The following is a 24769-nucleotide window of genomic DNA, read 5'->3' on the forward strand; positions in this document are numbered from 1 at the left end:
GCTCCAGAAACGGATACGACGACGATGACCAAGGACACCGCGACGACCGGCACCGGCCGGCCGCGGCTCCTGCTGCTGGACGGGCACTCGCTGGCCTACCGGGCGTTCTACGCGCTCCCGGTGGAGAACTTCTCCACCACCACGGGCCAGCACACCAACGCGGTGTACGGCTTCACCTCGATGCTGATCAACATGCTCCGCGACGAGCAGCCCACCCACATCTGCGTCGCGTTCGACGTCTCCCGCAAGACCTTCCGCTCCGAGCAGTACACGGAGTACAAGGCCGGCCGGTCGAAGTCTCCGGACGAGTTCAAGGGCCAGATCTCGCTGGTCAAGGAGGTGCTCGAGGCGCTCCGGATCCCGACCACGGAGATCGACGGCTGGGAGGCCGACGACATCATCGCGACGCTCGCGACCCAGGCCGACGAGCAGGGCTTCGAGGTGCTGATCAGCAGCGGCGACCGGGACTCCTTCCAGCTGATCAACGAGAACGTCACGGTCCTGTACCCGAAGCGCGGCGTCTCCGAGATCGCCCGGATGGACCCGGCCGCGATCGAGGAGAAGTACGGTGTCGGCCCGCGGATGTATTCGGATCTGGCCGCGCTGGTGGGGGAGCAGAGCGACAACCTGCCCGGCGTACCGGGTGTCGGCCCGAAGACCGCGGCGAAGTGGCTGAACCAGTTCGGTTCGCTGAACGACGTGGTCGACCGGGTGAACGAGATCAAGGGCAAGGCCGGTGAGTCGCTGCGGGACCACCTCGCCGACGTGATCCGGAACCGGCAGCTCAACGAGCTGGTCCGCGACCTGACCCTGGAGGTCTCGGTCGACGACCTGGCCCGGATCGCCTGGGACCGGGAGAAGGTGCACACACTCTTCGACAGCCTGGAGTTCCGGGTGCTGCGCGAGCGGCTGGTTGCGGAGCACGAGGAGGTCGACGCCACGGTCGACCACGGCTTCGAGCTGAACGGCGTGCAACTGAAGCCCGGCGAGGTCGGGGCCTGGCTGAAGGAGCATGTGAGCGGCGGCGAGCGCGTTGGTGTCGCGGTCCAGGGCAGCTGGGGCGGCGGGACCGGTCAGATCACCGGGCTGGCGCTGGCGAACACCTCGGGCGCGGCATCCTGGTTCGACCCGACCATGATGACTCCGGACGACGAGTCCGCGTGGCAGGCCTGGCTCGCCGACGAGAAGCAGCCGAAGGCGCTGCACGATGCGAACGGCCCGCTGCTCGGGTTCCTCGAGCGCGGCTGGACGCTCGGCGGCCTGGTCTCGGACACCCAGCTGAGTGCGTACCTGGTGCGTCCGGACCAGCGGGCGTACGACCTCGCCGACCTGACCGTGCGCTACCTGAAGCGCGAGCTGCGCAACGAGGAGGCGGAGAACGGTCAGCTCAGCTTCGACGACGTCGAGGGCGGCCCGGCCGCGGATCACACGATGCTGCGGGCGCGGGCGATCGCCGACCTGGCCGACACGCTGGACGCCGAGCTCGAGAAGCAGGCCGGTACGGCGCTGCTCGCGGACGTCGAGCTGCCGCTGATCCACGTGATCGCGTCGATGGAGCGGGACGGCATCGCGGTCGACCGGACGTACCTGGAGGAGCTCGAGGAGCGGTTCGCCACCGGAGTGCGGGAGGCGGCCACGGCGGCGTACGAGGTGATCGGTAAGGAGATCAACCTCGGCTCGCCGAAGCAGCTGCAGGTGGTGCTGTTCGACGAGCTGCAGATGCCGAAGACCAAGCGCACCAAGACCGGCTACACCACGGACGCGGACTCGCTGCAGGCCCTGTTCGAGAAGACCGAGCACCCCTTCCTGGCGTACCTGCTGGCGCACCGCGACGCGACCCGGCTGCGGCAGACGGTCGAGGGCCTGCTGAAGACGATCAGCCCGCGCGACGGCCGGATCCACACCACGTTCAACCAGACGATCGCGGCCACCGGCCGGCTCAGCTCCACCGAGCCGAACCTGCAGAACATCCCGATCCGGACCGAGGAGGGCCGCCGGATCCGGCAGGCGTTCGTGGTCGGCGAGGGCAACGAGTCGCTGATGTCGGCGGACTACAGCCAGATCGAGATGCGGATCATGGCGCACGTGTCGCAGGACGCGGGCCTGATCGACGCGTTCAACTCCGGGATGGACTTCCACTCGGTGACCGCGTCGCGGGTGTTCTCGGTCGAGCCCGGCGAGGTCACGCAGGAGCAGCGCGCGAAGATCAAGGCGATGAACTACGGCCTCGCGTACGGCCTGTCGGCGTACGGGCTGAGTCAGCAGCTGAAGATCGGCGTCGACGAGGCCAAGGGCCTGATGGACGAGTACTTCGAGGGCTTCGGCGGCGTCCGGGACTACCTGCGGTCGATCGTGATCGACGCCGGCAAGACCGGGTACACCGAGACCATCCTGGGCCGCCGGCGCTACCTGCCGGACCTGACCAGCGACAACCGGCAGCGGCGCGAGATGGCCGAGCGGATGGCGCTGAACGCGCCGATCCAGGGATCGGCCGCGGACGTGATCAAGATGGCGATGCTGAAGGTCGAGCGGTCCCTGCGCGAGTCCGGCCTGAAGTCCCGGATGCTGCTCCAGGTGCACGACGAACTGGTCTTCGAGATCGCGCCCGGTGAGCGCGACGCCCTCGAGAAGCTGGTCCGCCACGACATGGGTCACGCCGTCGACATGGCCGTCCCGCTGGACGTCTCGGTCGGCGTCGGCCGGACCTGGCACGAAGCCGCCCACTGACCTGCCCACCGACGCGATGGAGCCGAACCGGCCGTTCAGGTGGGATCTGATCCGGCCGGATCAGCTCGGCTCGATGCTGGACGGCGTCGAGGCGCCGTCACTCTCGTTCCTGGACGAGTTGATCGAGTGCGCCGCCCGTGTGCTCGCGCAGTGCGGCGACGGCGAGCTGTACTTCGTGGGCCGGTCGGTCGACAGCTTGTACGACCTGCTGAGTGGAGCGCTCGCGGACACCGGCTGGGCTGATCGGCTGCATCCACTGCCGCTAAGTCTGTACGGGCTGGCCGGGCAGGGGTTCAACGCCGAGGAGCTCCGTCAGCTCCGGATCAATCTGACCGCCGAGGGCCTCGCGCCGGCCGAACTGATGCGCGGCAGGCCGACGGTCTTCGTGGATCTCGTCTATCAGGGTTCCACGTTCGAGAATCTCTACGCCGTGCTGCGCGACTGGATCGAGGACGAGCGCGCGCAGTGGGATGTGATCCGGCGGCAGTTGCGGTTCGTCGGGATCACCTGGCGGACCAAGACCAGCCCGAACACCTGGCGCTGGCAGCAGCATGCGGACTTCGCCGGCGAGCTGCCCGCGTCCGCGATCCGGAACGTCCCGCTGGACGGGTGGCTGTGGTCGTACTTCGGGAACTATCAGCCGAAGACGGCACAGTCGTTCCGGCGAACCCGTTGGAAGGACGCGGATGTCGCCGAGCCGCCGCGCGGCGAGGAGGCGCGGAAGGCGCTCGCGGAGGCCGTTGCCTTGGTAGCGGCGGCGAAGACTCCTGAGGTACGGCGGGCGCTCGCGACCGAGCTCGCGAAGCAGCCGGCGATGAGCGAGCGCTGGCTGCGCGAGCTGCAGGTCAGTCTGCGGAACTGAGCACGATCAGTCCGCGGAGGTGAGGGGTGTCAGTCTGCGGAGGTGAGGTAGAACGGCTGCTCGGTTTCGGCGGGGGTGAGGGCTCGGTGGAGGGTGCGTTGTTCGTGCGGGGTCAGGTCCGGGAGGTTGTCGAGTGACCACCAGCGGACGTCGACGGACTCGTCGTCGTTCACCCGCGCCTCGCCGCCGACCGCGCGGCAGCTGAAGCTGAGGTCGAGGAACTGGACCCGGTCGCCGTTCGGGTAGGCGGTCGGCTCCATCGACTCGATGCTGAGCAGCCGGACGACCTCGGCCTCGACCGCGGTCTCCTCCTGGATCTCGCGGACCAGCCCGACCGCGGGCTGCTCGCCCGGCTCCAGGATGCCGCCGATCAGGCTCCAACGGCCGTTGTCGGCACGCTTCACCAGCAGTACTTCGGAGGAGTCGTTCAGCACGACTCCGGTCAGCCCGGTCATCCAGAGCAGGTCGTGCCCGATCTTCGCGCGCAGGTCCAGGACGAACTTCGGAGTCGGCATACCCCGACCCTAGCGTCCTGCGTCGGACGGTCCCTTGGCGCTAACTGGACTGGCGGTGGAGGCCTGTGGCGAGGGCGCCGGACAGGAGCAGGGCGCAGGCGCTGGTCATGCCGGCGAGGACCTTGACACCGGTGAGACCGGTCGCGGTGTCGGTGCCGAGCACGATGCCGGCGGCGACCGCGAGCACGACCAGGCCGAGCCAGATCGCCAGCGCGGCGCGCTTCTCCTGCTGAGCGATCGCGGCGTACACGACCATCTGGAGGACGGCGTACGTGGAGCCGGCGACCGCGAACAGCCACGTGTACGGGCCGAGCGGCGCGTACTTCTCCTTGCCGCCGATCACCTCGACCACGATCCCGGGGAGGATCAGCGTCCCGGCGACCGCGCAGACGCCGAGACCGCCGACGGCGAGGATGGCTCGCCGCAGCCGGACCGTGTCGCCGGGGGAGTTGGCCAGCGACGGGAACACCAGCACGATCACGAACTGCGGAAGGAACAGGCAGGCCTTGGCGATGATCAGGCCGGCCGCGTAGTACCCGCTGTCCTTCTCGTCGAGCAGCGCCCGTGCGAACAGCACGTCCGCGTTGGCGAGCGCGAAGAACGCGAGCAGCGTGTGCGTACCGTGCACCGTCTCCCGCAGGACCTCCTTCACGTGCTCGCTGGTGGCGCCGGTCGAACTGCGGAGGAAGAACTGTCCGAGCAGGGCCGGTACGGCGGCGCCGATCGCGAGACCCGCCATGGCCCAGTCGAGCGACGGGTGCAGGAGCAGCGCGCCACCGCCGAGCACCAGCCGGCCGATGCCGCTGGCGGTGTAGACGGCGGCGAGCTCGGTCCACCGGTGGCTGCCCTGGAGGACGCCGAGCTGCGAGCCCATCAGCGTCAGGCTGCCGAGCGTCGGTGCGAGCAGCAGGATGGCGACGACCGAGTCGACGTGCAGCAGCCACATGAAGACCGGCGTCAGGACAAGACACAGGACGGTCAGACCGAGAGCGGAGCGGCGACCGGCCTTCAGTACCGCGTCGCCGAGGGTGGCGGCGCCGTCCCCGCTGTGGGTGGCGATCTGCCGCGCGGCAGTGGCCTGCAGGCCGAGGGATGCCACGTTGCCGATCAGCAGCAGGCCGAGCAGAGCGGTGACCGCTCCGAACTGCTCCGGCATCAGTCGGCGGGAGCCGATCAGCGTGAATCCGTACGCTGCGACGTTCATGATCGCCATCGCGACGGCGACGACCGTGGCGCTTCGCAGGAAGCTCTTGCGTGGGGCCTGCGGCTGCGGCGCCGGGGTGGTGCCAGATGTCATTGCTGTCCTGCCTCGGTCCCGCTTCGGTCATGTGAGATTTGCCGGACCTCACGGTACGGCAACGATGCCCCTGCGGAGCGCCCGGATCCGTTAATGTCCCGCCGGTGGGGAGGCTGAAGGCAGGCAGTTCGGAGCAGGTCGTGTGGCGAGCACGGCTCGTTCTGGGGTGCCTGGCGCTGATCGCCCTCTGCTTCCAGCACGCTCCCGGGCAGATCGTCCCGGACCGCAGGCTCGAGCTCACTGCCGGGCCGGGCGGCTTCCTGTCCCGCGCACTGCACCTCTGGGATCCGCACACCGGGTTCGGCCGGCTGCAGAGTGACGCGTACGGGTACCTGCTGCCGATGGGGCCGTTCCACTGGCTGCTGGACACGCTCTCGGTGCCGGACTGGATCACGCAACGTCTCTGGTGGTCGCTGGTCCTGTGCGTCGCCTTCCTCGGCATCTGGAAGCTCTGCAACGTCCTGCAGTATGGCGTGCCTTGGACACGTCTCGCCGTGGCGTTGCTGTACGCCCTGGTGCCAAGAGCGTTCGGAGAGCTCCCCATCGAGGTATGGCCGATGGCCATGGCCCCGTGGGTCGTGTTGCCTCTGGTCTCGCCACGTGTCCGCTCCGGTTGGTGGCGAGGCAGCTGGTCGGCGGTGGCCTTCGCACTGATCGGTGGCGCCAACCCGCTAGGAAGCGCCGCAATCCTCGTGGCACCGGCCATCTGGCTCGTAGCGCGTGCCCGGGTGAAGCTCACGCTTGCCTGGCTCGCGTTCGTTGTTGCCGTGTCGATCTGGTGGCTCGTCCCGCTACTGATGCTGATCCGGTACGGCGCTCCGCCGCCGAGCCCGCGCTGGTTCCCCGTGGCAGGTGCTGTCGTCGGGCTGCCGCTCGCACTCGCTGCAGCGCACTACCTGCGGCGGCTGACCAACCTGACCGTGTCCCACGGCATACACCGCCGCGTCGTACCTGTCCTCATCACGAGCCTCGCCGTGGCCGCAGCGCTACCACTGGTCCTCATACGGCCGGCAGGTGCCCTCTCTGCGATCCCGACGCACTGGGAGCAGACGGCGGACTGGCTGGACAACCAGTCCGCTCCTGGCAGTGTGCTTGTGCTGTCGAACTCCACCGAACCGCTCGCTGCACTGGTCAAGCGGCCGCTGGCTGCGCTCACCGACGACATGTCGGACCGGGTGGACTCCGGTGTCGGCGACCAGACGCTGCGGCAGGAGCTGACCCGCGACGGCATCCGGTACGTGGTCGTGCGCAACGACCTGCCGGACGGTACGCCGGCGCTCGCGATCCACGAGAGCCTGGCCGACGCGGGCATCGGGCGGGTGGCGTACTTCGGTCCCGCCGGGCAGACGCGGCTGCCGTACCCGAGTGTGGAGATCTACGACGTCGGCGCGACCACACCGGGGAGGCTCGTCCCGCAGTCCCGGCTCGTCGCGGTCGGCGGCAGCGCAGACGACGTACCGACGGTGGTAACCGCGTTGGGCGGTGGCGGCGCTGCCGTACTGCGGTCGGATGCGCAGGGGAAGCTCGACGGCTTGCCGCTGGTGGAGACCGAGAGCCAGCAGGTCGACCGGCAGCCGAGCGCCGTCGTGATGCGGAATACGCAGATCGGGCGGTCCGGTTGCCTGCACGTGGGCACGCGCGCGCTGTGCAGTACCGATCAGGCGAAGGATTCCGCGGAGCCCAATGGTCTGTCCCGGACTGTGCGGCTGCCGCAGGCCGCGTCGTACCAGCTGCGGGGGACCGCGCTGCCGCAGGACGGTGAGACGCTCGAGCAGTTGCTCGCCGTACCGGGGTCGATCACCGCGACTGCGTCGTCGCGGGCCGTTGCTGCGCCGGAAGGACGTCCGGGCGCCGCCGTCGATCGCCAGCTCGGCACCGGTTGGCTGGCTGCCTCGGACGACCCGCGGCCGAGCCTGACCTTGACGTTGCCGGCTGCGCGGGACGTACAGGGCCTGCGGTTCCAGGCGGATCCGTACCTGACCGGTTCGCGACCGGCCGAGGTCACGCTGCACTTCGACAGCGGGGCACCGGTTGACGCGACCGTCGATGCCGGCGGATACGTCCGGTTCCCGGCGCGGCACGTGAAGAGCGTCAAGATCGACTTCACCGGAACGAAGCCGCTGCAGGACGCGCGGACCAGCCCGGTCGGGGTGGCCGAGGTTCAGGTGCTCGGTGCTGACGACCTGCGCAAGGCGGTAGATCCAGTGAGCCGCGTCTCGGCGTACTGCGGGAACGGCCCCACGGTCATGGTGGACGGTGTACCGCTGCACACGCAGGTGGCCGCGACCATGCAGCAGTTGCTGCAACGGCGGCCAGTGGCGTTCAGTCTGTGTGGCCCGCTGACAGTCGTGCCGCTGCGCTCGGGCCGGCACCAGGTGGACGTACAGGCGAACGGTGGGCTCGTACCGATCGAGACCACGCTGGCGAAGGCCGGGTTCGGTGACGTGTCGGTGACGCCGGTGCAGGGCGTGGACGTATGGCGTCCCAACCCCACTGAGCTCACCGTCGAGGTACCCGGAGCAGATCAGCAGTCAGTGCTGACCGTGGCGCAGAACTACGAAGAGGGCTGGGAGGCGTACGACAGCACCGGCCGGAAGCTGACGTCGATCCGGGTCGGGGGCTGGCAGCAGGGCTGGGTGCTACCGGCCGGACCGGAGCAGGTGGTCACGGCCCGCTTCATGCCGGACAGGACCTACAGGGCTGGGCTGCTGCTCGGACTCGTCGCGTTGCTCGCGGTCTTAGCAGTCGCGGTGTTCTTGCCGAGACGAGCGAGCGGGCGCTCGACCAGGCTGTAGCTGAGGGCTGCCAGTGTGACGGCGGCCAGCAGCGTCACGGGGAGCTGTACGGCGAAGGAGCCGTGCAGGAGGCCCAGTACGACGAATTGGTACACGACAATGCCGTACGAGAGCTGTGCGCCCACCTGTGCCGGCCGGCTACCCAGTACGCGGACAGTGCGGGCTGTAGGAGTCAGTACTGGGAAGAGCGCGCAGGCTACGGCGACCGTGTAGAGCAGGCTCTTGATCAGCGCCTGTGCGGTTGTGGGCGTCGAGTGGTCGTACGGCCCGGCAATGGGGGTCGCTGCGATCAGCAGCAGCGCTGCCGCGATTCCCCAGAGCGTGGCGGGGACCCTGGTCAGCATGTCGAGTGTCGACGGTCCCAGCCGTCCGGTGGCACGGGCGACCTGCCAGAGCGCCATACCCATGCCGACGGCGTACCAGCCGAGGTAGCCGGGCAGCCACAGACCCGCGTCGGGGTGGCCGGTTGCCGTGATGGTTGCCATCCACACAGGTCCCAGCAGCGTCAGCGCGACCAGCACAAGGAGTCGCCAGCGGACGCTGCGGCGGGTTGGGCGCTCGTACCCGGTCAGCAATCGCCCGAGGCCAGGTAGGAGCAGGTAGAACAGGAGGGGCGTCAGGGCGGCCCAGCGCAGGTACGTGGTTGCTGGGTGCGGTACGAATGCGATGGACAGCAGTACCGCGACCAGGAGCGCCGGGAGGATCCGCAGGGCACGGTTGCGCAGGTACGGCAGGGTCAGCGGCGGCACGGTGCCGGAGAACCACGCCAGTACGTGCGGCCGGTACAGGAGGAAGCCGGACAGCGCACAGAAGATCGCCCAGCCGACGTCCAGCCGGGACACCACGCCTGCGAACGGCGCGTGGGATTGCAGGCCGACCTGCGCGATCAGCACCGCGAGTGCGGCGATCAGGCGCAGTCCGTCCACTGCCGGGAAGCGGGTGTCTCTCATGGTTTGTGTGCCGTCCAGATCGCGGTTCCGGGCACGTACGGCCCGCGTTCGGGGCCCCAGCCGCCCCAGATCAGGTCGTGACCGGCCGGCCACTCCGGTTCGAGCAGGTCGTCGACGACGAGTCCGGCGCCGGTCAGCTCACGGATCCAGTCGCCGATGGTGCGGTGGTGCTCGGCGTACACGGGCGTACCGGAGGCGTCGATCTCGACGTACGGCGTGCGGTCGAAGTACGAGTGGGTGATCCGCAGGCCGACTGTCGACGGGTCGTCGGGCATCGCCCAGCGGATCGGGTGGGTCACCGAGAACACCAGCAGACCACCTGGCCGCAGTACGCGTGCGATCTCACCGAGCGCGGTACCGACATCGGCCACGAACGGGAGCGCCCCGAACGCCGAGCAGACCGTGTCGAAGGCGGCGTCACGGTACGGCAGCGCGACCGCGTCCGCGGCGACTGTACGCACGGCGGTCCCGGTACGTTCGTCAAGCGTCTTAGCGATCCGCAGCTGCTCGACCGAGATGTCGAAGGCCACCACGTCGGCGCCCTGAGTCACGAGCCAGCGGGCGCACTGTGCGGCGCCGCAGCCGACCTCGAGGATCCGCCGGCCGCGCACCGGTCCCAGCAACTGCGCATCCGCCTCGTCAACGCCCTCAGGCGACCAGATGAACCGGTCCTCGCCCAAGAACTCACCGTGCTCCGCCAGGTACTCGTCAGCCACCTGGTCCCAGTACGTACGACTGGCCTGAGACGTCTCCGCCTCAGTCAGCTCAACCCGCACCGGCTCATTCACGCCGGACACTCTAGTGTCGACGACATGACCGACTTCGCATCCAGTGCTGTTCCGCTGACGGGTGGGTACGGCGGGCAGACGTTCGCGGTGAGTGCGGGTGGTGAGGACGCGGTCATCAAGTTCTACGCGAAGGACCCTGGACGTGCCGCCGTGGACGCCGCACTGCTCCAGCTGGTGCGTGGACTGCTGCCGGTGCCGCGGGTGCTGGAGTTGAAGCGTGAGGGGTCCTACGAGGAGCCGCCGTACCTGCTCACCGAGCGGCTGCCCGGCGTCAACCTGCAGGTGTATCTGGAGACGGCGACCGACGAACAGCGCCGTACAGTCGGGACCCAGCTGGGGGAGCTGCTGGCGCGGCTGAGCGGGATGCCGTTCCTGCGGCCGGGGATGTTCCGCGACGACGACCTCGGGGTGGAACCGTTCGGGCTGGGCGACCTCGCCGAGTACGTCGCCGGGCTCCGCCTCGGGCTGACCGATGCGCAGCGTGACGGGTTCGCGACTGTGATCGACGAGGTGGACGAGCTGCTTGTCGACGGGGTCGATCGGGTCTGCCTGGTGCACAGCGACTTCAACCCGAAGAACCTGCTCGTCGACCCGGAGACGGCGCGGATCACCGGCCTGATCGACTGGGAGTTCGCGCACGCCGGTTCGCCGTACGCAGACCTGGGCAACCTGCTCCGCTTCTGCGAGGACCAGGTGCTGGCCGGCGCCGTACTGGACTCGCTGGCGCCGATGGCGCTGGGGGAGCGGCTCGTCGACCTCGGCCGCGCCGCGGACATCTGGGCGCTGCTGGACCTCGCCGAGCGGGCCGCGGAGCACGAGGTCGCGGCCGCCGCGCACCGCCTGGTCGCCCGAATGGCGGACACAGCCACACTCGCAGCAGGCCGCCCGGCCCTGGCCGTCGTACATTGAGATCAATGGCGCGTCGGGACACCTCGGCGGGCGGCCGGTGACGTCGGCTGCCCCAGGTTGTGCTGTCTCCGTCAAGACCGGTATTCTGTGAGATGCGCTATGGGCCCGCGCGACCTCGGACGGAGCAGGCTCGTGACTCGCAGCAGCTCGGTGGTGAATCTGTCGTCTTCTGGCAATCCCGCGGTTTGGTGCGATCCAACGGTTCATGACGCGACCGCACAACACCACCAGTCCACGGAGCAACCCACCACATGACGGCCAGCATCGAGGCACCTCTCGACCCCGCAGTACGCAGCACCCCGCAGGTAGCGGTCAATGACATCGGGTCGGAGGAAGACTTCCTCGCGGCGATCGATCTGACCATCAAGTACTTCAACGACGGCGACATCGTTGAAGGCACCATCGTCAAGGTCGACCGGGACGAGGTTCTCCTCGACATCGGTTACAAGACCGAAGGCGTGATCCCGTCCCGCGAGCTGTCGATCAAGCACGACGTCGACCCGAACGAGGTCGTCAACGTCGGCGACCACGTCGAGGCCCTGGTTCTCCAGAAGGAGGACAAGGAAGGTCGCCTGATCCTCTCGAAGAAGCGCGCCCAGTACGAGAAGGCCTGGGGCACGATCGAGAAGATCAAGGAAGAGGACGGCGTCGTCACCGGCACCGTCATCGAGGTCGTCAAGGGTGGACTCATCCTGGACATCGGCCTCCGTGGCTTCCTGCCCGCCTCGCTCGTCGAGATGCGTCGCGTCCGCGACCTCCAGCCGTACGTCGGCCAGGAGATCGAGGCCAAGATCATCGAGCTCGACAAGAACCGCAACAACGTGGTTCTGTCGCGTCGCGCGTGGCTGGAGCAGACGCAGTCCGAGGTGCGGATGAACTTCCTCACCCAGCTGCAGAAGGGCCAGATCCGCAAGGGTGTCGTGTCCTCGATCGTCAACTTCGGTGCGTTCGTGGACCTCGGCGGCGTCGACGGTCTGGTGCACGTCTCCGAGCTGTCCTGGAAGCACATCGACCACCCGACCGAGGTCGTGGAGGTCGGCCAGGAGGTCACCGTCGAGGTGCTGGACGTCGACATGGACCGCGAGCGCGTCTCGCTGTCGCTGAAGGCGACCCAGGAAGACCCGTGGCAGCAGTTCGCCCGGACCCACCAGATGGGCCAGATCGTGCCCGGCAAGGTCACCAAGCTGGTTCCGTTCGGTGCGTTCGTCCGCGTGGAGGAGGGCATCGAGGGTCTGGTGCACATCTCCGAGCTGGCCGAGCGGCACGTCGAGATCCCCGAGCAGGTCGTCCAGGTCAACGACGACGTGCTGGTCAAGATCATCGACATCGACCTCGAGCGGCGCCGGATCTCGCTGTCGCTCAAGCAGGCGAACGAGGGTGTGGACCCGGTCTCGGACGACTTCGACCCGACGCTCTACGGCATGACGGCGACGTACGACGACCAGGGCAACTACATCTACCCGGAGGGCTTCGACCCGGAGACGGGCGAGTGGCTCGAGGGCTTCGACTCGCAGCGCGAGGAGTGGGAGCGGCAGTACGCCGAGGCCCACACGCGCTGGGAGGCCCACAAGAAGCAGATCGAGGAGTCCCGTTCGGCGGAGGTGGAGGCCGGCGAGGCCTCGACGTACTCCTCCGCGGCGGCCCCGAAGGACGACGCTCCCGTCGAGGGTGCGCTCGCTTCCGACGAGGCGCTGCAGGCACTTCGCGAGAAGCTGACCGGTCAGGGCTGATCTTCGGATCGACCTTTCGAGACCCCCGCACCCACTCGGGTGTGGGGGTCTCGTGCGTCCGGCGGTCCGTGATCAGTAGGGTGCTGGCGTGCTGAGAGTGGGACTGACCGGTGGCATCGGTGCCGGCAAGAGTGCGGTGTCGTCGCGGCTGGCCGCGCGCGGCGCGGTGCTGATCGACTCCGACGTGCTCGCGCGCGAGGTCGTTGCGCGCGGCACCGACGGGCTGGCCGAGGTGGTCGAGGCGTTCGGGCCCGGCGTACTGACGGCCGACGGCGACCTGGACCGACCGGCGCTCGGGAAGATCGTCTTCGGCGACGAGGCGGCGCGGCGCCGGCTCGAGGGGATCATCCATCCGCGGGTCCGCCACCGTGCTACCGAGATCGAGCGGGCCGCAGCCGCGGACGCGATCGTCGTGCACGACATCCCACTGCTGGTCGAGACCGGACAGGCGGGTCACTTCGACCTGGTGCTCGTGGTCGACGTACCGGTCGAGATCCAGGTCGAACGGCTCACCGGACAGCGCGGGATGGCTGCTGCGGAAGCGAATCAGCGGATTGCCAGCCAGGCGTCCCGGGAGGACCGGCTGGCAGCCGCGGACGTAGTGGTGGACAACTCCGGCACCCTCGCGGAGCTGGATCGGCGCCTGGACGAGGTGTGGGCAACATTCGAGCAGCGCCTAAGCCACGGTCCGGACACGAAAAGGTGACCCCTGCGCGGGAAATGATGCACTTGGGACCCCCTGTACGAGAATCTGTCCCGGTCCGGCCCGAGGTAACCGGGGCCGGGCACGGTCGGCGCGCCCCGCGCCGTACCGGACGTCCGAGGTTGGGAGGATGGCGTGGTTTGTCCGCGCTGCAGCTCTGACGTCCCCGAGGTTTCGCATTTCTGCCACCACTGTGGCAACGACCTGCGTACCGGGGACTCCGAGCGGAAGAACGCATACGCCGCCAGGCCGGATGAGACGGTGGCGTCGTTCAAACTGGTCTCGACGATCATGCCGCAGGGATCCGGCAAGCAGCCGTACACCTACAAGGTCGCGCTGGGCATCGCCCTGCTGCTGACCGTGGTGACGGCCGCGCTCGGCGCACTGCCGGTGGCGATCATGATCGCGGCCTTCGCCATCCCGATCGTCTACATCATCTACTTGTACGACGTGAACCTCTGGGAGGACGAGCCGATCCCGGTGGTCGCGGCGGCCTTCGTGCTGACCGGTCTGCTCGCCTGGCTGTTCACCTGGATCTGGTCGGACAAGATCGGGCTCTCGCTCGGCGCGATCGGCGACAACAGTGCCGGCCCGTCGGGACGGGACCTGCTGCTCCTCCTGCTGCTGGTGCCGGTGGTGTCGGAGCTGATCCGCCAGATCGGCCCGCTCTACCTGGCCTCGCGGCCGCGCTACGACGACCTGATGGACGGCTTCACCTTCGGTGTCGTCGCCGGTGTCGGGTACGCGTGCTTCGAGACCCTCGTCCTGCACTGGGGCTGGATCAGCGGCGGCTTCGCCGGTCCGGGCAGCAGCGCCGGTACGTGGATCTCGATCGTCGTACTGCACGGCTTCATCAAGCCGCTCATCTACGGCTCGGCGACCGGTCTCGCGGGTGCGGAGTTCTCCGGCCTCGGCGAGGGCTACGACGGCTTCACGCCGCGCTGGGTGGCCGCCCTGATCCAGGCGATGGCGGTGAACGCGCTCTTCCAGGGCGGTGTCTACCTGCTCGGCTTCGTCGGTGGCCGCGGCTCGACGATCGGCGCGATCCTCGGTGTGGTCTGGGGACTGCTCCTGCTCGGCGCACTGATCATCCGGGTCCGGACCGTGCTCCACAAGGGTCTCCTGGAGGCGTCGCTGGAGTCGGCGGCGCGCGGTGGTTCCAACCACGCGTCCGGCGACCTGGCGTTCTGTTCGCGCTGTGAGATGCCGCTGCTTCCGCATTCCGACTTCTGTTCCGCCTGCGGCAACTCGGTGCGTTCGGTGCCGAAGTCCGCGCGTGGAGCGTCAGCATCGACCGCTGCGACGACTGGAGAGACGCAGGTATGAGCAACCAGCAGCCGCCGTTCGGTGGTCAGCCGGGTCAGCAGCCCGGTCAGCAGCCTGGGTACGGCCAGCAGCCCGGTCAGCAGCCTGGCTACGGCCAGCAGCCGGGTCAGCCGGGGCAACAGCCCGGTCAGCAGGGGCCTGGGCAGCAGGGGCCGTACCAGCAGCAGCCTGGGTACGGTCAGCAGCAAGGTCAGCAGCCGGGTCAGTACCCGCAGCCGGGTCAGCCTGGGCAGCAGTCCTACCCGGGACAGCAGCAGTACCAGCAGCCCCAGCAGGGTTACCCCGGTCAGCAGCCCGGCCAGCAGCAGTACCAGCCGGGCTTCCCGGGCCAGCCGCAGTACGGTGGCCAGCCGCCGCGCAAGGGTGGCGGCAGCGGCAAGACCCTGCTGATCGCCGGTGGTGCCTTCGCAGTGGTCGCGATCATCGGTGTCGTGCTCGCCCTGGTCTTCAAGGGTGGCGACGATCAGGCCGACCCGTCGCCGGTTCCGACGTCCGAGCCGACCTCGCAGCCGACCGGTGAGCCCACTGGCGGGCCCACCGAGGAGCCGACCAGCGAACCGACGTCCTCGCCGACCAGTGAGCCGACCGGTGAGCCGACGACCCAGCCGACGCAGGGTGGCGGCGACGAGGGCATCGCGATTGCCGAGGGCATCTACGTCAAGCCGCAGCCGGGCTACGTCCGGAAGAGCCTCGAGGGCTACAAGGGCGTCTTCCTGGTCAAGCAGGGCGAGGGCCTCTTCATGGCCTTTGCCGGGAAGTCCGGGGGCGCTTCGGCCGCCGACATCCTGAGCAAGTCGATCACGGCCGACACCAAGGGCCTGACCGGCGTGCAGAAGCAGCCGGTCAAGACGACCAAGGCGGGCCCGAACGAGAAGCTGCCGATCAAGGTCCTGATGACTCAGACCTACTCCGGTACGAGCACCTCGCAGAGCGGCAGCTACGCGGCCGTCGGGTTCAACGCGGTGATCGAGCGCAACGACGGCGTCCTGACGCTGGTCGAGGTGTACGGGCGTAAGGACAAGCTGTCGACGCTCGACCCGGACTCCACGGCGATGCTGCGGTCGGTAGTCGCGAGTCAGTGAGCGGAAAGCGAGACAAGCGGGCCGCAGGTAACCCCTGGGTCAACGAGCCCGCGCCGGAGGACCAGGGCGGCGAACAGGAGGAAACCCTCCCGCCGTCGCCCTGGGACCTCGAGGTGCAGCCACCCCCGTCACCGTGGGGTGGCCAGGGGACGTCCGGACCCGGAGCAGGTGGCCCGAGTGGTCCCCCTGGTCCTGGTGGTCCTGGTGGTCCTGGTGGTCCTGCTGGGCCGGGCCAGGGTCCGGCGACGCAGACGTCGTCGTCCTGGGGCGACAAGGTCGGTCCGCCATCGCTGCGCCGGCCGCCGCCGGAGAAGAAGCGCTTCCAGCTGCCGCGCATCCCGCCGCTGATGATCCCGATCGGCGCCGGCGTGCTCGTGGTCGCGATCGTGGCCGTCGTGCTGGTGGCGCTGTCCGGCGGCGACAAGAAGGCCGAGAACCCGCCGAGCCCGCCGGCCAGTACGCCGACCGCGGCGAAGTCGTCGTACCAGCCGCCGCCGAACGCGATCCCGGTCGGCTTCGGTGTCTCGCTGGTTCCGGTGCAGGGCTGGACCCTCTACACCAAGGAGAAGGCCGGCAAGCAGGTCGCCACGTACCCGCCGAACGACAACGTCAACGCGCGGGCGTTCCTCTGGGTGCGGCAGAAGCAGGACGTCACCGCGAACGCGTACCTGCTGGGGATCGTCGAAGGCGAGACCGAGAAGGACGTGGCGCAGCTCGGCAACGTACGGAACCTGCCGTGCCCCAAGGACGTCTTGGTGGAGTGCGTTGCGATCGACTACACCTCCACCGCGAAGGTGAACGGCGTCGACACGAAGATCAAGGGCTCCGTCGAGGTGTACCGGCGCAAGGACGGTGTCGCCACCGCGCTGGACTTCCGGACCAGGGACGACTTCGCCGCGAAGGCCGAGGCGGACGCCGCGGTCATGAAGAAGTCCGTGATCGACAGCCTGTGACGGACCCCGGAACGACAGTTCCCTGAACTACCGCGAGGACGAACTATGAGTCAGCAGTACGGTCCACCGCCGGGCCCGCCGCCGGCATCCGCTCCGGCGCCTGGTGGCTGGGGCACCGGGCAGCAGGCGCCGCAGGGCCGACCCGGCGTGGGCGGCACTGGTGGTGGGGGCGGCTGGGGTCCCGGGCCGACGCGGCCGAACCACCCGCAGAAGCCGAACCGGACGCCCTGGATGATCATGGCCGGCGCGATCGTCGCCGTGCTGCTGGTGGCGATCGGCGTCGTACTGCTCGTCAAGGGCAACGGCGACGACAGCGGCAGCACCGCGCAGAACTCGCCGCAGCCGCTCGGCACCATGTACACACCGTCGCCGACACCGACCCCGGACGACTCCAAGGGGCCGAACGACGTCGGCATCGAGGTCGGGTACGGGGTCTGGTTCACGCCGTCCAAGGGCTGGCTCCCGGACCCGGACAAATCCAGGTCCGGCAAGAACTACATCCTGCAGCAGTTCAGCGCCCGCGGCCTGATCGACGGGTACTACTGGGTCCGCCAGACCGATCTGTACGACGCGAAGGGCTTCGCGGAGCACCTGGTCGACATCGAGTCGAACGGGATGCAGGGCGTCCGGATCGGCAAGGGTGCGGAGTGCAAGCCGAACAACGCGAACATCAAGGCCTGCTACGCGCTCATCTACACCGGGGACTGGGTCGCGAAGAACGGCAGGAAGGTCGCGATGCAGGGCTTCGTGACCGCGTACCAGGACAAGTTCGACCGGGTGACGGCCACCGACGCCGCCCTCGAGACCCGGGTCTACAAGCGCCGGGTGAACGAGCTCCAGTACATGAACGGCACCCTGATCAAGAGCTTCTGACCCGGCCCTGACCTGCGGTTTCAGGACTGTCCGGCCGGGCTGGAGGGGCGCGGACGGGAAATTGTCGGCGGGCGGCCGTACGGTGGTGGGCATGAGACAGGTGTCGGATCTGCAGCGGATGGTCGCCCCGCTGAAGGTGGTGTCGGACTTCGAGCCGGCAGGTGACCAGCCGGCCGCGATCGCGGACCTCGAGCGGCGGATCAACGCCGGCGAGCAGGACGTCGTGCTGCTCGGCGCGACCGGTACGGGTAAGACCGCGACCGTCGCCTGGCTGGCCGAGCGGGTGCAGCGCCCGATGCTGATCCTGCAGCCGAACAAGACCCTCGCCGCCCAGTTCGCGAACGAGCTGCGCCAGTTCTTCCCCGCCAACGCCGTCGAGTACTTCGTCTCGTACTACGACTACTACCAGCCCGAGGCGTATGTCCCGCAGACGGACACCTACATCGAGAAGGACTCCTCGATCAACGAGGAGGTCGAGCGGCTGCGGCACTCGGCGACCTGGTCGCTGCTGACCCGCCGCGACGTGGTCGTGGTCGCGACCGTGTCCTGCATCTACGGCCTGGGCTCCGCCGACGAGTACATGAACCGCATGATTCATGTGAAGGTCGGCACCGAGATGGACCGCGACGGCCTGCTCCGCAAGCTCGTCGGCGTGCAGTACGCGCGCAACGACCTGGCCGGCACCCGCGGCACGTTCCGGGTTCGCGGCGACACGCTCGAGGTGTTCCCGGTCTACCAGGAGCTGGCCGTCCGGGTGGAGTTCTTCGGTGACGAGATCGAGCGGCTGATGACGCTGCACCCGGTCACCGGCGAGGTGCTGAGCGAGGAGGACGAGCTCTACATCGGCGCCGCCACGCACTACGTGACCGCCCCGGAGAAGATGGAGCGCGCGATCACCTCGATCGAGGCCGAGCTGGAGGAGCGGCTCACCGAGCTCGAGCGCAACGGTCAGCTGCTGGAGGCGCAGCGGCTGCGGATGCGTACGACGTACGACATCGAGATGATGCGCCAGATCGGCACCTGTTCCGGCATCGAGAACTACTCGCGGCACACCGACGGCCGGGAGCCGGGGTCGGCGCCGCACTGCCTGCTGGACTACTTCCCCGAGGACTTCGTGCTCGTCATCGACGAGTCGCACGTCACCGTCCCGCAGATCGGCGGGATGTACGAGGGCGACATGTCCCGGAAGCGGACCCTGGTCGAGCACGGGTTCCGGCTGCCGTCCGCGATGGACAACCGGCCGCTGCGCTGGGAGGAGTTCCTGGAGCGGATCGGCCAGACCGTGTACCTGTCCGCCACCCCGGGGCAGTACGAGCAGGACAAGTCCGACGGGTACGTCGAGCAGCTCATCCGGCCGACCGGTCTGGTCGACCCCGAGGTGATCGTGAAGCCGACCAAGGGACAGATCGACGACCTGATCCACGAGATCCGGCTGCGGGTCGAGCGCAACGAGCGGGTGCTGGTCACCACGCTGACCAAGAAGATGTCCGAGGACCTCACCGACTACCTGCTGGAGATGGGCCTGCGCACCAGGTACCTGCACAGCGAGGTCGACACGCTGCGGCGGGTCGAGCTGCTCCGCGAGCTCCGGATGGGGGAGTACGACGTCCTCGTCGGCATCAACCTGCTCCGTGAGGGCCTGGACCTGCCCGAGGTGTCGCTGGTCGCGATCCTGGACGCGGACAAGGAGGGCTTCCTGCGGTCCGGGCGTTCGCTGATCCAGACGATCGGCCGTGCGGCCCGGAACGTGTCCGGCCAGGTGTTCATGTACGCGGACAAGATCACGCCGTCGATGGAGCAGGCGATCGACGAGACCAACCGGCGGCGCGCGAAGCAGATCGCGTACAACACCGAGCACGGGGTCGACCCGCAGCCGCTGCGGAAGAAGATCGCCGACATCACCGACATGCTGGCCCGGGAGGACGCGGACACCGCCGAGCTGCTCGGCTCCGGCCGGACCCAGTCCCGCGGCAAGGCGCCGGTGCCGGGCGGCGGCAAGCAGAAGGCGGGGGAGAAGGCGAAGGAGCTGGCCGGCGGCTTGCCGTCGTCGGACCTGGCCGAGCTGATCCAGGCACTCACCGACCAGATGCACAACGCCGCCGCCGAGCTCCAGTTCGAGGTGGCCGCCCGCTACCGCGACGAGATCTCCGAGCTGAAGAAGGAGCTCCGTCAGATGACCAACGCCGGCGCCAAGTAGCCGACGATGGCGCGGCTGAGTGGCGACGAGGTGCTGGCCTACTGCTTGGGGAAGCCGGGCGCCTGGCCGGACGAGCCGTGGGAGGGCGACACGGTGGCGAAGGTCGGCGACAAGATCTTCGCGTTCCTCGGCGGCACCGGCGTCGGCCTGAAGTGCGGCGCCAACCGCGACGAGGCGGACGAGCTGGTCAGCACCTACCCGGACGACGTCGGCAAGATGCCGTACATCGGCCGCTCCGGGTGGAACACGGTGCAGCTCGGCGGCGCGGTGCCGGACGACGAGATCCTTGAGCTGATCGACAGCTCGTACGCGACGGTCGTGTCCAAGCTGCCGCGTCGGCTGCGACCCGCCTAGAGCGATCTGCTTTACCGTTGCTCGGGTGACTGGGGATCCGTTCGACGAGCTCGACCGGGGGTTGCTGCATGCGCGGCACCTCGACGCGCGGGCGCCGTTCCGGCGGCTGGGGGAGGTGCTCGGCGTCTCCGACCAGACGGTCGCGCGGCGGTATGCGCGCCTCCGGGAGAGTGGTGCGCTGCGTGTCACGGCGTTGAGTCATCCAGGTCTTCTACGGCGGCGCAGGCTCCCCGTACGCCAAACCCGGCCCTCTAACTTCCGACCAGATTGCCATCCTCCACAACCCGTTCCCTGAACCCGCCATCCCAGACACCTTGGTTGACGGGGGTGAGTTGCTGGAGGGGGTTGATCGACGGTTGTTCGAGGAGTTGCGGGTGATGGGCGTGCGTCGATCGAGCAGTTGGCCAAGACCTGTGGGGTGTCCGGGCCTACCGTCCGGCGTCGTCTGCGCGCCCTCGTCTCGGGTGGTGTGATCAGTTTCGACATCGACGCGGATCCGCGGTTGATGGGGGTGCCGGCCCGCGCCATGTTGCGACTGGCTGTGACGCCGAACCGTCTGGACGCGGTTGGCCGGGCTCTGGCTGAGCACACGGAGGTCGCGTTCGTGGCGGCCACGACCGGATCAACCTCGCTGTTCGCTGCCATCGGCAGCCATTCACCTGACGGCCTGTACCGGTACCTGACGACCGACATCGCCGGCCAGGCCGGTGTCACCCAGGTCAATCTGACCCCGGTCCTGCGCACGGTGAAGGCCGCACCCACTACGGCGTCCGCAAACCTGTCCGCGCTTCAGTCCGCAATCTACCAAAGGTAAAGACGGGTTCGGGGGTGGAGTTGAGGTTGTGCAGGCTGATCTGACTCGGCCGGAGACGTTGCCGGCGGCTCTCGACGGGGTCAGGCAGGTCTTCCTGTACGCCGAGCCCAGCGGCGCGGCCGACTTCGGCAAGGCTGCGCTGGTCGCGGGCGTCGAACGAGTCGTTCTGCTGTCCTCGGGCAGTGTCCTGGTCCCTTGGGCGGCGTCCAACCCGATCACCGTCGAGCACCGCATGACCGAGGAACTCCTGGCAGGCAGCGGACCCGAGCTGGTTCCGATCCGGCCGCTGGTGCTTGCGAACAACGCCCGCAGCTGGGCGTCGGCGATCAGGTCCGAGCGGACCGTACGCCTCGTCCATCCCGACTCGGTCTCGGCCCCGATCCACGAACTCGACATCGCGGCGGTCGCTGTCGAGGCACTCTCCGGCGCCGACCCGCACGAGGTGTCCGCGTTGCTGACCGGCGCCGAGCCGCTGACGCTGCGCGATCAGGTCGGGCTGATCGCGGCGGCGATCGGTGCGCCGATCACGGTCGAGGAGATCGACGAGGCCCGCGCCCGGGAGATGTTCGGCGTGGGGGAGCCGGAGATCGTCGAGGCGATCCTGCACTTCGTCCGCCGCGGCACGGCGGCCGACGGCTGGTACCGGACCGATGTCGCCGTGCGGATCCTCGGCCGGCCACCGGTCCCGTTCGCCACCTGGGCCCACGACCACGCCGCCGACTTCCGCTGAGCCACGCGGCCAGGGGTGAACGTATGGTCACCATCGGCTGATTGCCGGCTGTGACAGTTTGCTGGTCAGGTTGTGATGAGGTTGGCGGGCGGACACGCGCCGGTGGATTTGGAGCCATGGGCATCGACCCGTCAGAATGGAGGTGGAGAAGGGGAGTATTCCTTCGCGGTGGCATCGTCATCACGGTCACGGACTCTGTTCCGCGCCCGGTGCCTCCGGCCAGATCCGCTCCGGCGGACGAGGCGGAAGAGACCTTCGGAGTAGTTGTCATCGACTGAGCTCCGGAGGATTCTGTGCACGTTGCCCCGTATGTCTGGTACATCACCGTCGGCCTGCTGCTCGCGCTGCTGGCGTTCGACGTCTTCATCATCGGCCGCAGGCCGCACGAGCCCACCACCCGCGAGTCCGCGAGAGCGATCGCGTTCTACGTCGGTCTCGCGGTCGTGTTCGGCCTCGGCGTCTGGTGGTTCTCCGGCGGCGAGTACGCCGGGGAGTTCTTCGCCGGCTGGCTGACCGAGTACAGCCTGAGCGTCGACAACCTGTTCATCTTCTTGATCATCATGTCCAGGTTCGCCGTGCCACGGCAGTACCAGCAGACCGCGCTGCTCGTCGGCATCATCTTGGCGCTGGTGTTCCGCGGCATCTTCATCGCGGTCGGCGCGGCCGCGATCAATCAGTTCTCCTGGGTCTTCTACATCTTCGGCGCGTTCCTGGTCTACACCGCGATCCATCTCGCGAAGCAGGGCGAGAACGACGACGACGACTTCAAGGAGAACGCGGTCATCCGGTTCGCGAAGAAGCGGCTGAACGCGACCGACGAGTACAACGGCGTGAAGCTCACGCTGAAGCGCGGCGGCAAGCGGTTCGTCACCCCGATGGCGATCGTGATCATCGCTCTCGGTACGACGGACCTGCTGTTCGCGCTCGACTCGATCCCCGCGATCTACGGCCTGACCCAGGAGCCGTTCCTGGTGTTCGCGGCCAACGTGTTCGCGCTGATGGGCCTCCGCCAGCTGTACTTCCTGCTCGGCGACCTGCTGAAGCGGCTGATCTACCTGTCGCTGGGGCTGTCGGTGGTGCTGGCGTTCATCGGCGTCAAGCTGGTCCTGCACGCGATGCACGTGAACGAGCTGCCGTTCATCAACGGCGGTCACCACATCACCTGGGCGCCGGAGATCCCGATCTGGTTCTCGCTCGGCTTCATCATCGTCACGCTCGGCATCACCACCGTGGCCAGCCTGATGAAGTCGCGAAGCATCAAGTCCGACGAGACGTCCCCCGAGCTGGACCCGAAGAAGTCCTGAAAGCCAGGCCCCGGACCCTAGTGGTCCGGGGCCTTTCGGCTCAGTCGCGGCGGTTGCCGCGCGCCACCCAGGCCTCGACGCCGTCCAGGAACCGGTCGACCCCGAAGCTCAGCTCGAACGGCAGACCGTCACCAGCGGTCTGCTCGAGCTCTGCATCGTCTGCGCCGGTCTCGGCCGCCAGTACGCCGGACAGCGCCGGGAACTGCTCCGGGTCGAGGTAGCCGGCGACCAGATGCGCCACGTCGGCGACCGGCCGCGGGATACCGGCGTCGGTCTTGCGGTTGGTCGTCAGGTTCACGCTGATCTGCGCCGTGCCGCGGACGACGGCGGTCAGGTGCAGCGCCGCGACACTCGCCTGCCGCCCGGCCAGACCGGCCGCGACCAGGTGCCGCATCAGCTGCTCCAGCCAGGCCATCTGGTGCGGGCCCAATGAGGCGTGGTCGAGCGGCACCCGCATCATCCACGGCCGCAGTTGCAGGCCCGTCCAGAGCTTCTCGACCCATTGGCGGACCGCCTGCCGGAAGTCCGTGATGCCGGTCAGGTCGGGCGGCGCGCCGGCCCCGATGTCCGCCGCGACCTCGAGCAGCATCTCCTTGTTCGGGACGTGGTTGTAGAGCGACATCGGCGAGAAGCCGAGCTCCTTGGCGATCCGCTGCATGGACAGCGCCTCGAGCCCGTCGGCGTCGGCGATGTCGACCGCCGCCTGCGCGATCCGCTCGACGCTGAGCTGCGCCCGCGGCCCACGCCGGCCCTTGGCTCGCCCCGACCACAGCAGCGTCAGGCTGCGCTCGAGTTCTGGGTTGGTCCCCTCGGTCGTTGTCATCCACCATCCCGGTTCAGTTGCGGTTCCTAGGACATCCTAAATCTATGTACGTCGTACGTAAAACGTATGCTATACATAGTTACTGCCCGACTCCATACGAACGGACAGTCATGACAACGACCCTGAACCCACCAAGCAGTACAGGCAGTACTGCGCCGCGGCAGCGGCCGGTCTGGTGGCGCCGCCCCTGGATCGCCCCGCTGATGTTTGTGTGCGCAGCCTTCCTGGCCTTCTCCGTCCCGCCCTACGTGACCGGCAACCCGGAGAACTCCCGGCTGCCGATCCCCGAGGGCAACCCCGTCTACTTCTGGCTGCTGACCGCGCACGTCATGTTCGGCACCATCGCCATGACGACCGGCTGTTTCCAGATCTGGCCCGCGTTCCGCGCCCGGTACCGGCGCGGCCACCGCATCACCGGCCGCATCTACGTCTTCGCCGGAGTGCTTCCCGCCGGCCTGCTCGGGTTCTACATCGGCTGGTACACCGACGCCGGCCCGTCGGTGCGGGTCGCGAACCTGGTCGGATCGGCGCTCTGGCTGATCTTCACCTACGCCGCCTTCCGTGCGGCCCGGCAGAAGCGTTTCGACGCGCACCGCCGCTGGATGTCGCGCAGCTTCGCGCTGGCGATGTCGATCGCACTGAGCCGGGTGTTCAACATCGCGGCCACGATCATCCTGACGCCGCGCGTGGACACCACCTTCGGCGGCGACGAGCGAATGATGCACTTCACCGCCGCGAGCATCGGCGTCTGGATCAGCCCGCTGCTGCTGCTCGTACTGACCGACTATCTGCTCGAACGCCGCAAGCCCACCCCTGCCCGCGCCAACCGAGGAGCGAACTGATGAAGGTCTTCGTGGACCAGGACAGGTGCATGGCGTCCGGTCAGTGCGTACTGATCGCCGACGACGTGTTCGACCAGCGCCCCGAGGACGGCATCGCGACCGTGCTCGACGGCAACCCGGCCGACGACCGGATGCCCGACGTCGAGGACGCGGCGGCCGGTTGCCCGGCGCTGGCGATCACGGTCGAAGGCTGAG

General features: G+C 68.5%; 22 protein-coding genes and 2 pseudogenes. 19 read left to right on the forward strand and 5 right to left on the reverse strand.

Annotation, left to right across the window (positions count from 1 at the left end):
* Positions 1–24: 24 nt before the first annotated feature.
* A complete protein-coding gene (gene polA, locus ACGFI6_RS16195; protein WP_393119746.1) occupies positions 25–2727 on the forward strand; it encodes a DNA polymerase I in 2703 nt (900 codons plus the stop codon).
* A gap of 16 nt (positions 2728–2743) precedes the next feature.
* On the forward strand, positions 2744–3589 hold the full coding sequence (locus ACGFI6_RS16200; RefSeq protein WP_393119124.1) for a hypothetical protein: 846 nt from the start codon (positions 2744–2746) through the stop codon (positions 3587–3589).
* Positions 3590–3618: 29 nt separating this feature from the next.
* Here ACGFI6_RS16200 and ACGFI6_RS16205 read toward each other — a convergent pair whose 3' ends face one another.
* Positions 3619–4104 (reverse strand): NUDIX domain-containing protein, encoded by a 486-nt coding sequence (locus tag ACGFI6_RS16205; protein ID WP_393119125.1) that lies wholly within the window; start codon positions 4102–4104, stop codon positions 3619–3621.
* 40 nt (positions 4105–4144) lie between these two features.
* A complete protein-coding gene (locus ACGFI6_RS16210; RefSeq protein ID WP_393119127.1) occupies positions 4145–5401 on the reverse strand; it encodes an oligosaccharide flippase family protein in 1257 nt (418 codons plus the stop codon).
* A 104-nt stretch (positions 5402–5505) separates the two neighbouring features.
* Here ACGFI6_RS16210 and ACGFI6_RS16215 point away from each other — a divergent pair, with 104 nt between their 5' ends.
* Entirely contained in the window at positions 5506–8196 is a 2691-nt protein-coding gene (locus tag ACGFI6_RS16215) for an alpha-(1->3)-arabinofuranosyltransferase family protein (RefSeq protein WP_393119128.1), read from the forward strand.
* Here the strand turns inward: ACGFI6_RS16215 and ACGFI6_RS16220 are convergent.
* Together ACGFI6_RS16220 and ACGFI6_RS16225 are read right to left on the reverse strand one after the other, a co-directional pair.
* Positions 8094–9146, reverse strand: coding sequence for an acyltransferase family protein (locus ACGFI6_RS16220; protein ID WP_393119130.1), 1053 nt, complete (start codon positions 9144–9146; stop codon positions 8094–8096). The two genes, ACGFI6_RS16215 and ACGFI6_RS16220, sit on opposite strands and share 103 nt — an antisense overlap.
* Positions 9143–9934: a class I SAM-dependent methyltransferase gene (locus ACGFI6_RS16225; RefSeq protein ID WP_393119132.1), complete on the reverse strand. Its 792-nt coding sequence runs from the start codon at positions 9932–9934 to the stop codon at positions 9143–9145. The genes ACGFI6_RS16220 and ACGFI6_RS16225 overlap by 4 nt, the downstream gene beginning before the upstream one ends.
* A 24-nt stretch (positions 9935–9958) precedes the next feature.
* On the opposite strand from ACGFI6_RS16225, the gene ACGFI6_RS16230 reads away from it, so the two are divergent.
* The 14 genes and pseudogenes from ACGFI6_RS16230 to ACGFI6_RS16295 all read left to right on the forward strand — a co-directional run bounded on the left by ACGFI6_RS16230 (position 9959) and on the right by ACGFI6_RS16295 (position 22909).
* Positions 9959–10843: a phosphotransferase family protein gene (locus ACGFI6_RS16230; RefSeq protein ID WP_393119134.1), complete on the forward strand. Its 885-nt coding sequence runs from the start codon at positions 9959–9961 to the stop codon at positions 10841–10843.
* Positions 10844–11094: 251 nt separating this feature from the next.
* Positions 11095–12573 (forward strand): 30S ribosomal protein S1, encoded by a 1479-nt coding sequence (gene rpsA, locus ACGFI6_RS16235; RefSeq protein ID WP_393119135.1) that lies wholly within the window; start codon positions 11095–11097, stop codon positions 12571–12573.
* 88 nt (positions 12574–12661) lie between these two features.
* A complete protein-coding gene (coaE, locus tag ACGFI6_RS16240; RefSeq protein WP_393119137.1) occupies positions 12662–13279 on the forward strand; it encodes a dephospho-CoA kinase in 618 nt (205 codons plus the stop codon).
* 258 nt (positions 13280–13537) lie between these two features.
* Positions 13538–14602 carry a PrsW family glutamic-type intramembrane protease gene (locus tag ACGFI6_RS16245; RefSeq protein ID WP_393119139.1) on the forward strand — a complete coding sequence of 355 codons (1065 nt, stop codon included), beginning with the start codon at positions 13538–13540 and terminating at the stop codon, positions 14600–14602.
* A complete protein-coding gene (locus tag ACGFI6_RS16250; RefSeq protein ID WP_393119141.1) occupies positions 14599–15684 on the forward strand; it encodes a PT domain-containing protein in 1086 nt (361 codons plus the stop codon). The genes ACGFI6_RS16245 and ACGFI6_RS16250 overlap by 4 nt, the downstream gene beginning before the upstream one ends.
* Positions 15681–16637: a hypothetical protein gene (locus ACGFI6_RS16255; protein WP_393119143.1), complete on the forward strand. Its 957-nt coding sequence runs from the start codon at positions 15681–15683 to the stop codon at positions 16635–16637. Before ACGFI6_RS16250 ends, ACGFI6_RS16255 begins: the two co-directional genes overlap by 4 nt.
* Before the next feature lie 45 nt (positions 16638–16682).
* Complete coding sequence (locus ACGFI6_RS16260) at positions 16683–17510, forward strand: hypothetical protein (protein WP_393119145.1); 828 nt, start codon at positions 16683–16685, stop codon at positions 17508–17510.
* A 91-nt stretch (positions 17511–17601) separates the two neighbouring features.
* Positions 17602–19707 (forward strand): excinuclease ABC subunit UvrB, encoded by a 2106-nt coding sequence (uvrB, locus tag ACGFI6_RS16265; protein WP_393119147.1) that lies wholly within the window; start codon positions 17602–17604, stop codon positions 19705–19707.
* A gap of 6 nt (positions 19708–19713) precedes the next feature.
* Positions 19714–20061: an MmcQ/YjbR family DNA-binding protein gene (locus ACGFI6_RS16270; RefSeq protein WP_393119149.1), complete on the forward strand. Its 348-nt coding sequence runs from the start codon at positions 19714–19716 to the stop codon at positions 20059–20061.
* Between the two features lie 25 nt (positions 20062–20086).
* Positions 20087–20356 (forward strand): Lrp/AsnC family transcriptional regulator, encoded by a 270-nt coding sequence (locus ACGFI6_RS16275; RefSeq protein ID WP_393119151.1) that lies wholly within the window; start codon positions 20087–20089, stop codon positions 20354–20356.
* 93 nt (positions 20357–20449) lie between these two features.
* A pseudogene (locus tag ACGFI6_RS16280) lies at positions 20450–20524 on the forward strand (winged helix-turn-helix transcriptional regulator); the annotation flags it as partial.
* Positions 20525–20530: 6 nt separating this feature from the next.
* A complete protein-coding gene (locus ACGFI6_RS16285) occupies positions 20531–20875 on the forward strand; it encodes an Lrp/AsnC family transcriptional regulator (protein WP_393119153.1) in 345 nt (114 codons plus the stop codon).
* Between the two features lie 25 nt (positions 20876–20900).
* A pseudogene (locus ACGFI6_RS16290) lies at positions 20901–21605 on the forward strand (SDR family oxidoreductase); the annotation flags it as partial.
* A gap of 293 nt (positions 21606–21898) precedes the next feature.
* Positions 21899–22909, forward strand: coding sequence for a TerC family protein (locus ACGFI6_RS16295; protein WP_393119155.1), 1011 nt, complete (start codon positions 21899–21901; stop codon positions 22907–22909).
* A 40-nt stretch (positions 22910–22949) separates the two neighbouring features.
* Here ACGFI6_RS16295 and ACGFI6_RS16300 read toward each other — a convergent pair whose 3' ends face one another.
* Positions 22950–23732: a TetR/AcrR family transcriptional regulator gene (locus tag ACGFI6_RS16300; protein WP_393119157.1), complete on the reverse strand. Its 783-nt coding sequence runs from the start codon at positions 23730–23732 to the stop codon at positions 22950–22952.
* A 110-nt stretch (positions 23733–23842) separates the two neighbouring features.
* Here ACGFI6_RS16300 and ACGFI6_RS16305 point away from each other — a divergent pair, with 110 nt between their 5' ends.
* Positions 23843–24574, forward strand: coding sequence for a DUF2306 domain-containing protein (locus ACGFI6_RS16305; RefSeq protein ID WP_393119159.1), 732 nt, complete (start codon positions 23843–23845; stop codon positions 24572–24574).
* Complete coding sequence (locus ACGFI6_RS16310) at positions 24574–24768, forward strand: ferredoxin (protein WP_393119161.1); 195 nt, start codon at positions 24574–24576, stop codon at positions 24766–24768. Before ACGFI6_RS16305 ends, ACGFI6_RS16310 begins: the two co-directional genes overlap by 1 nt.
* The last annotated feature ends 1 nt before the right edge of the window (position 24769 follow it).

This window comes from Kribbella sp. NPDC048928 (assembly GCF_043197975.1).
Classification (GTDB): domain Bacteria; phylum Actinomycetota; class Actinomycetes; order Propionibacteriales; family Kribbellaceae; genus Kribbella.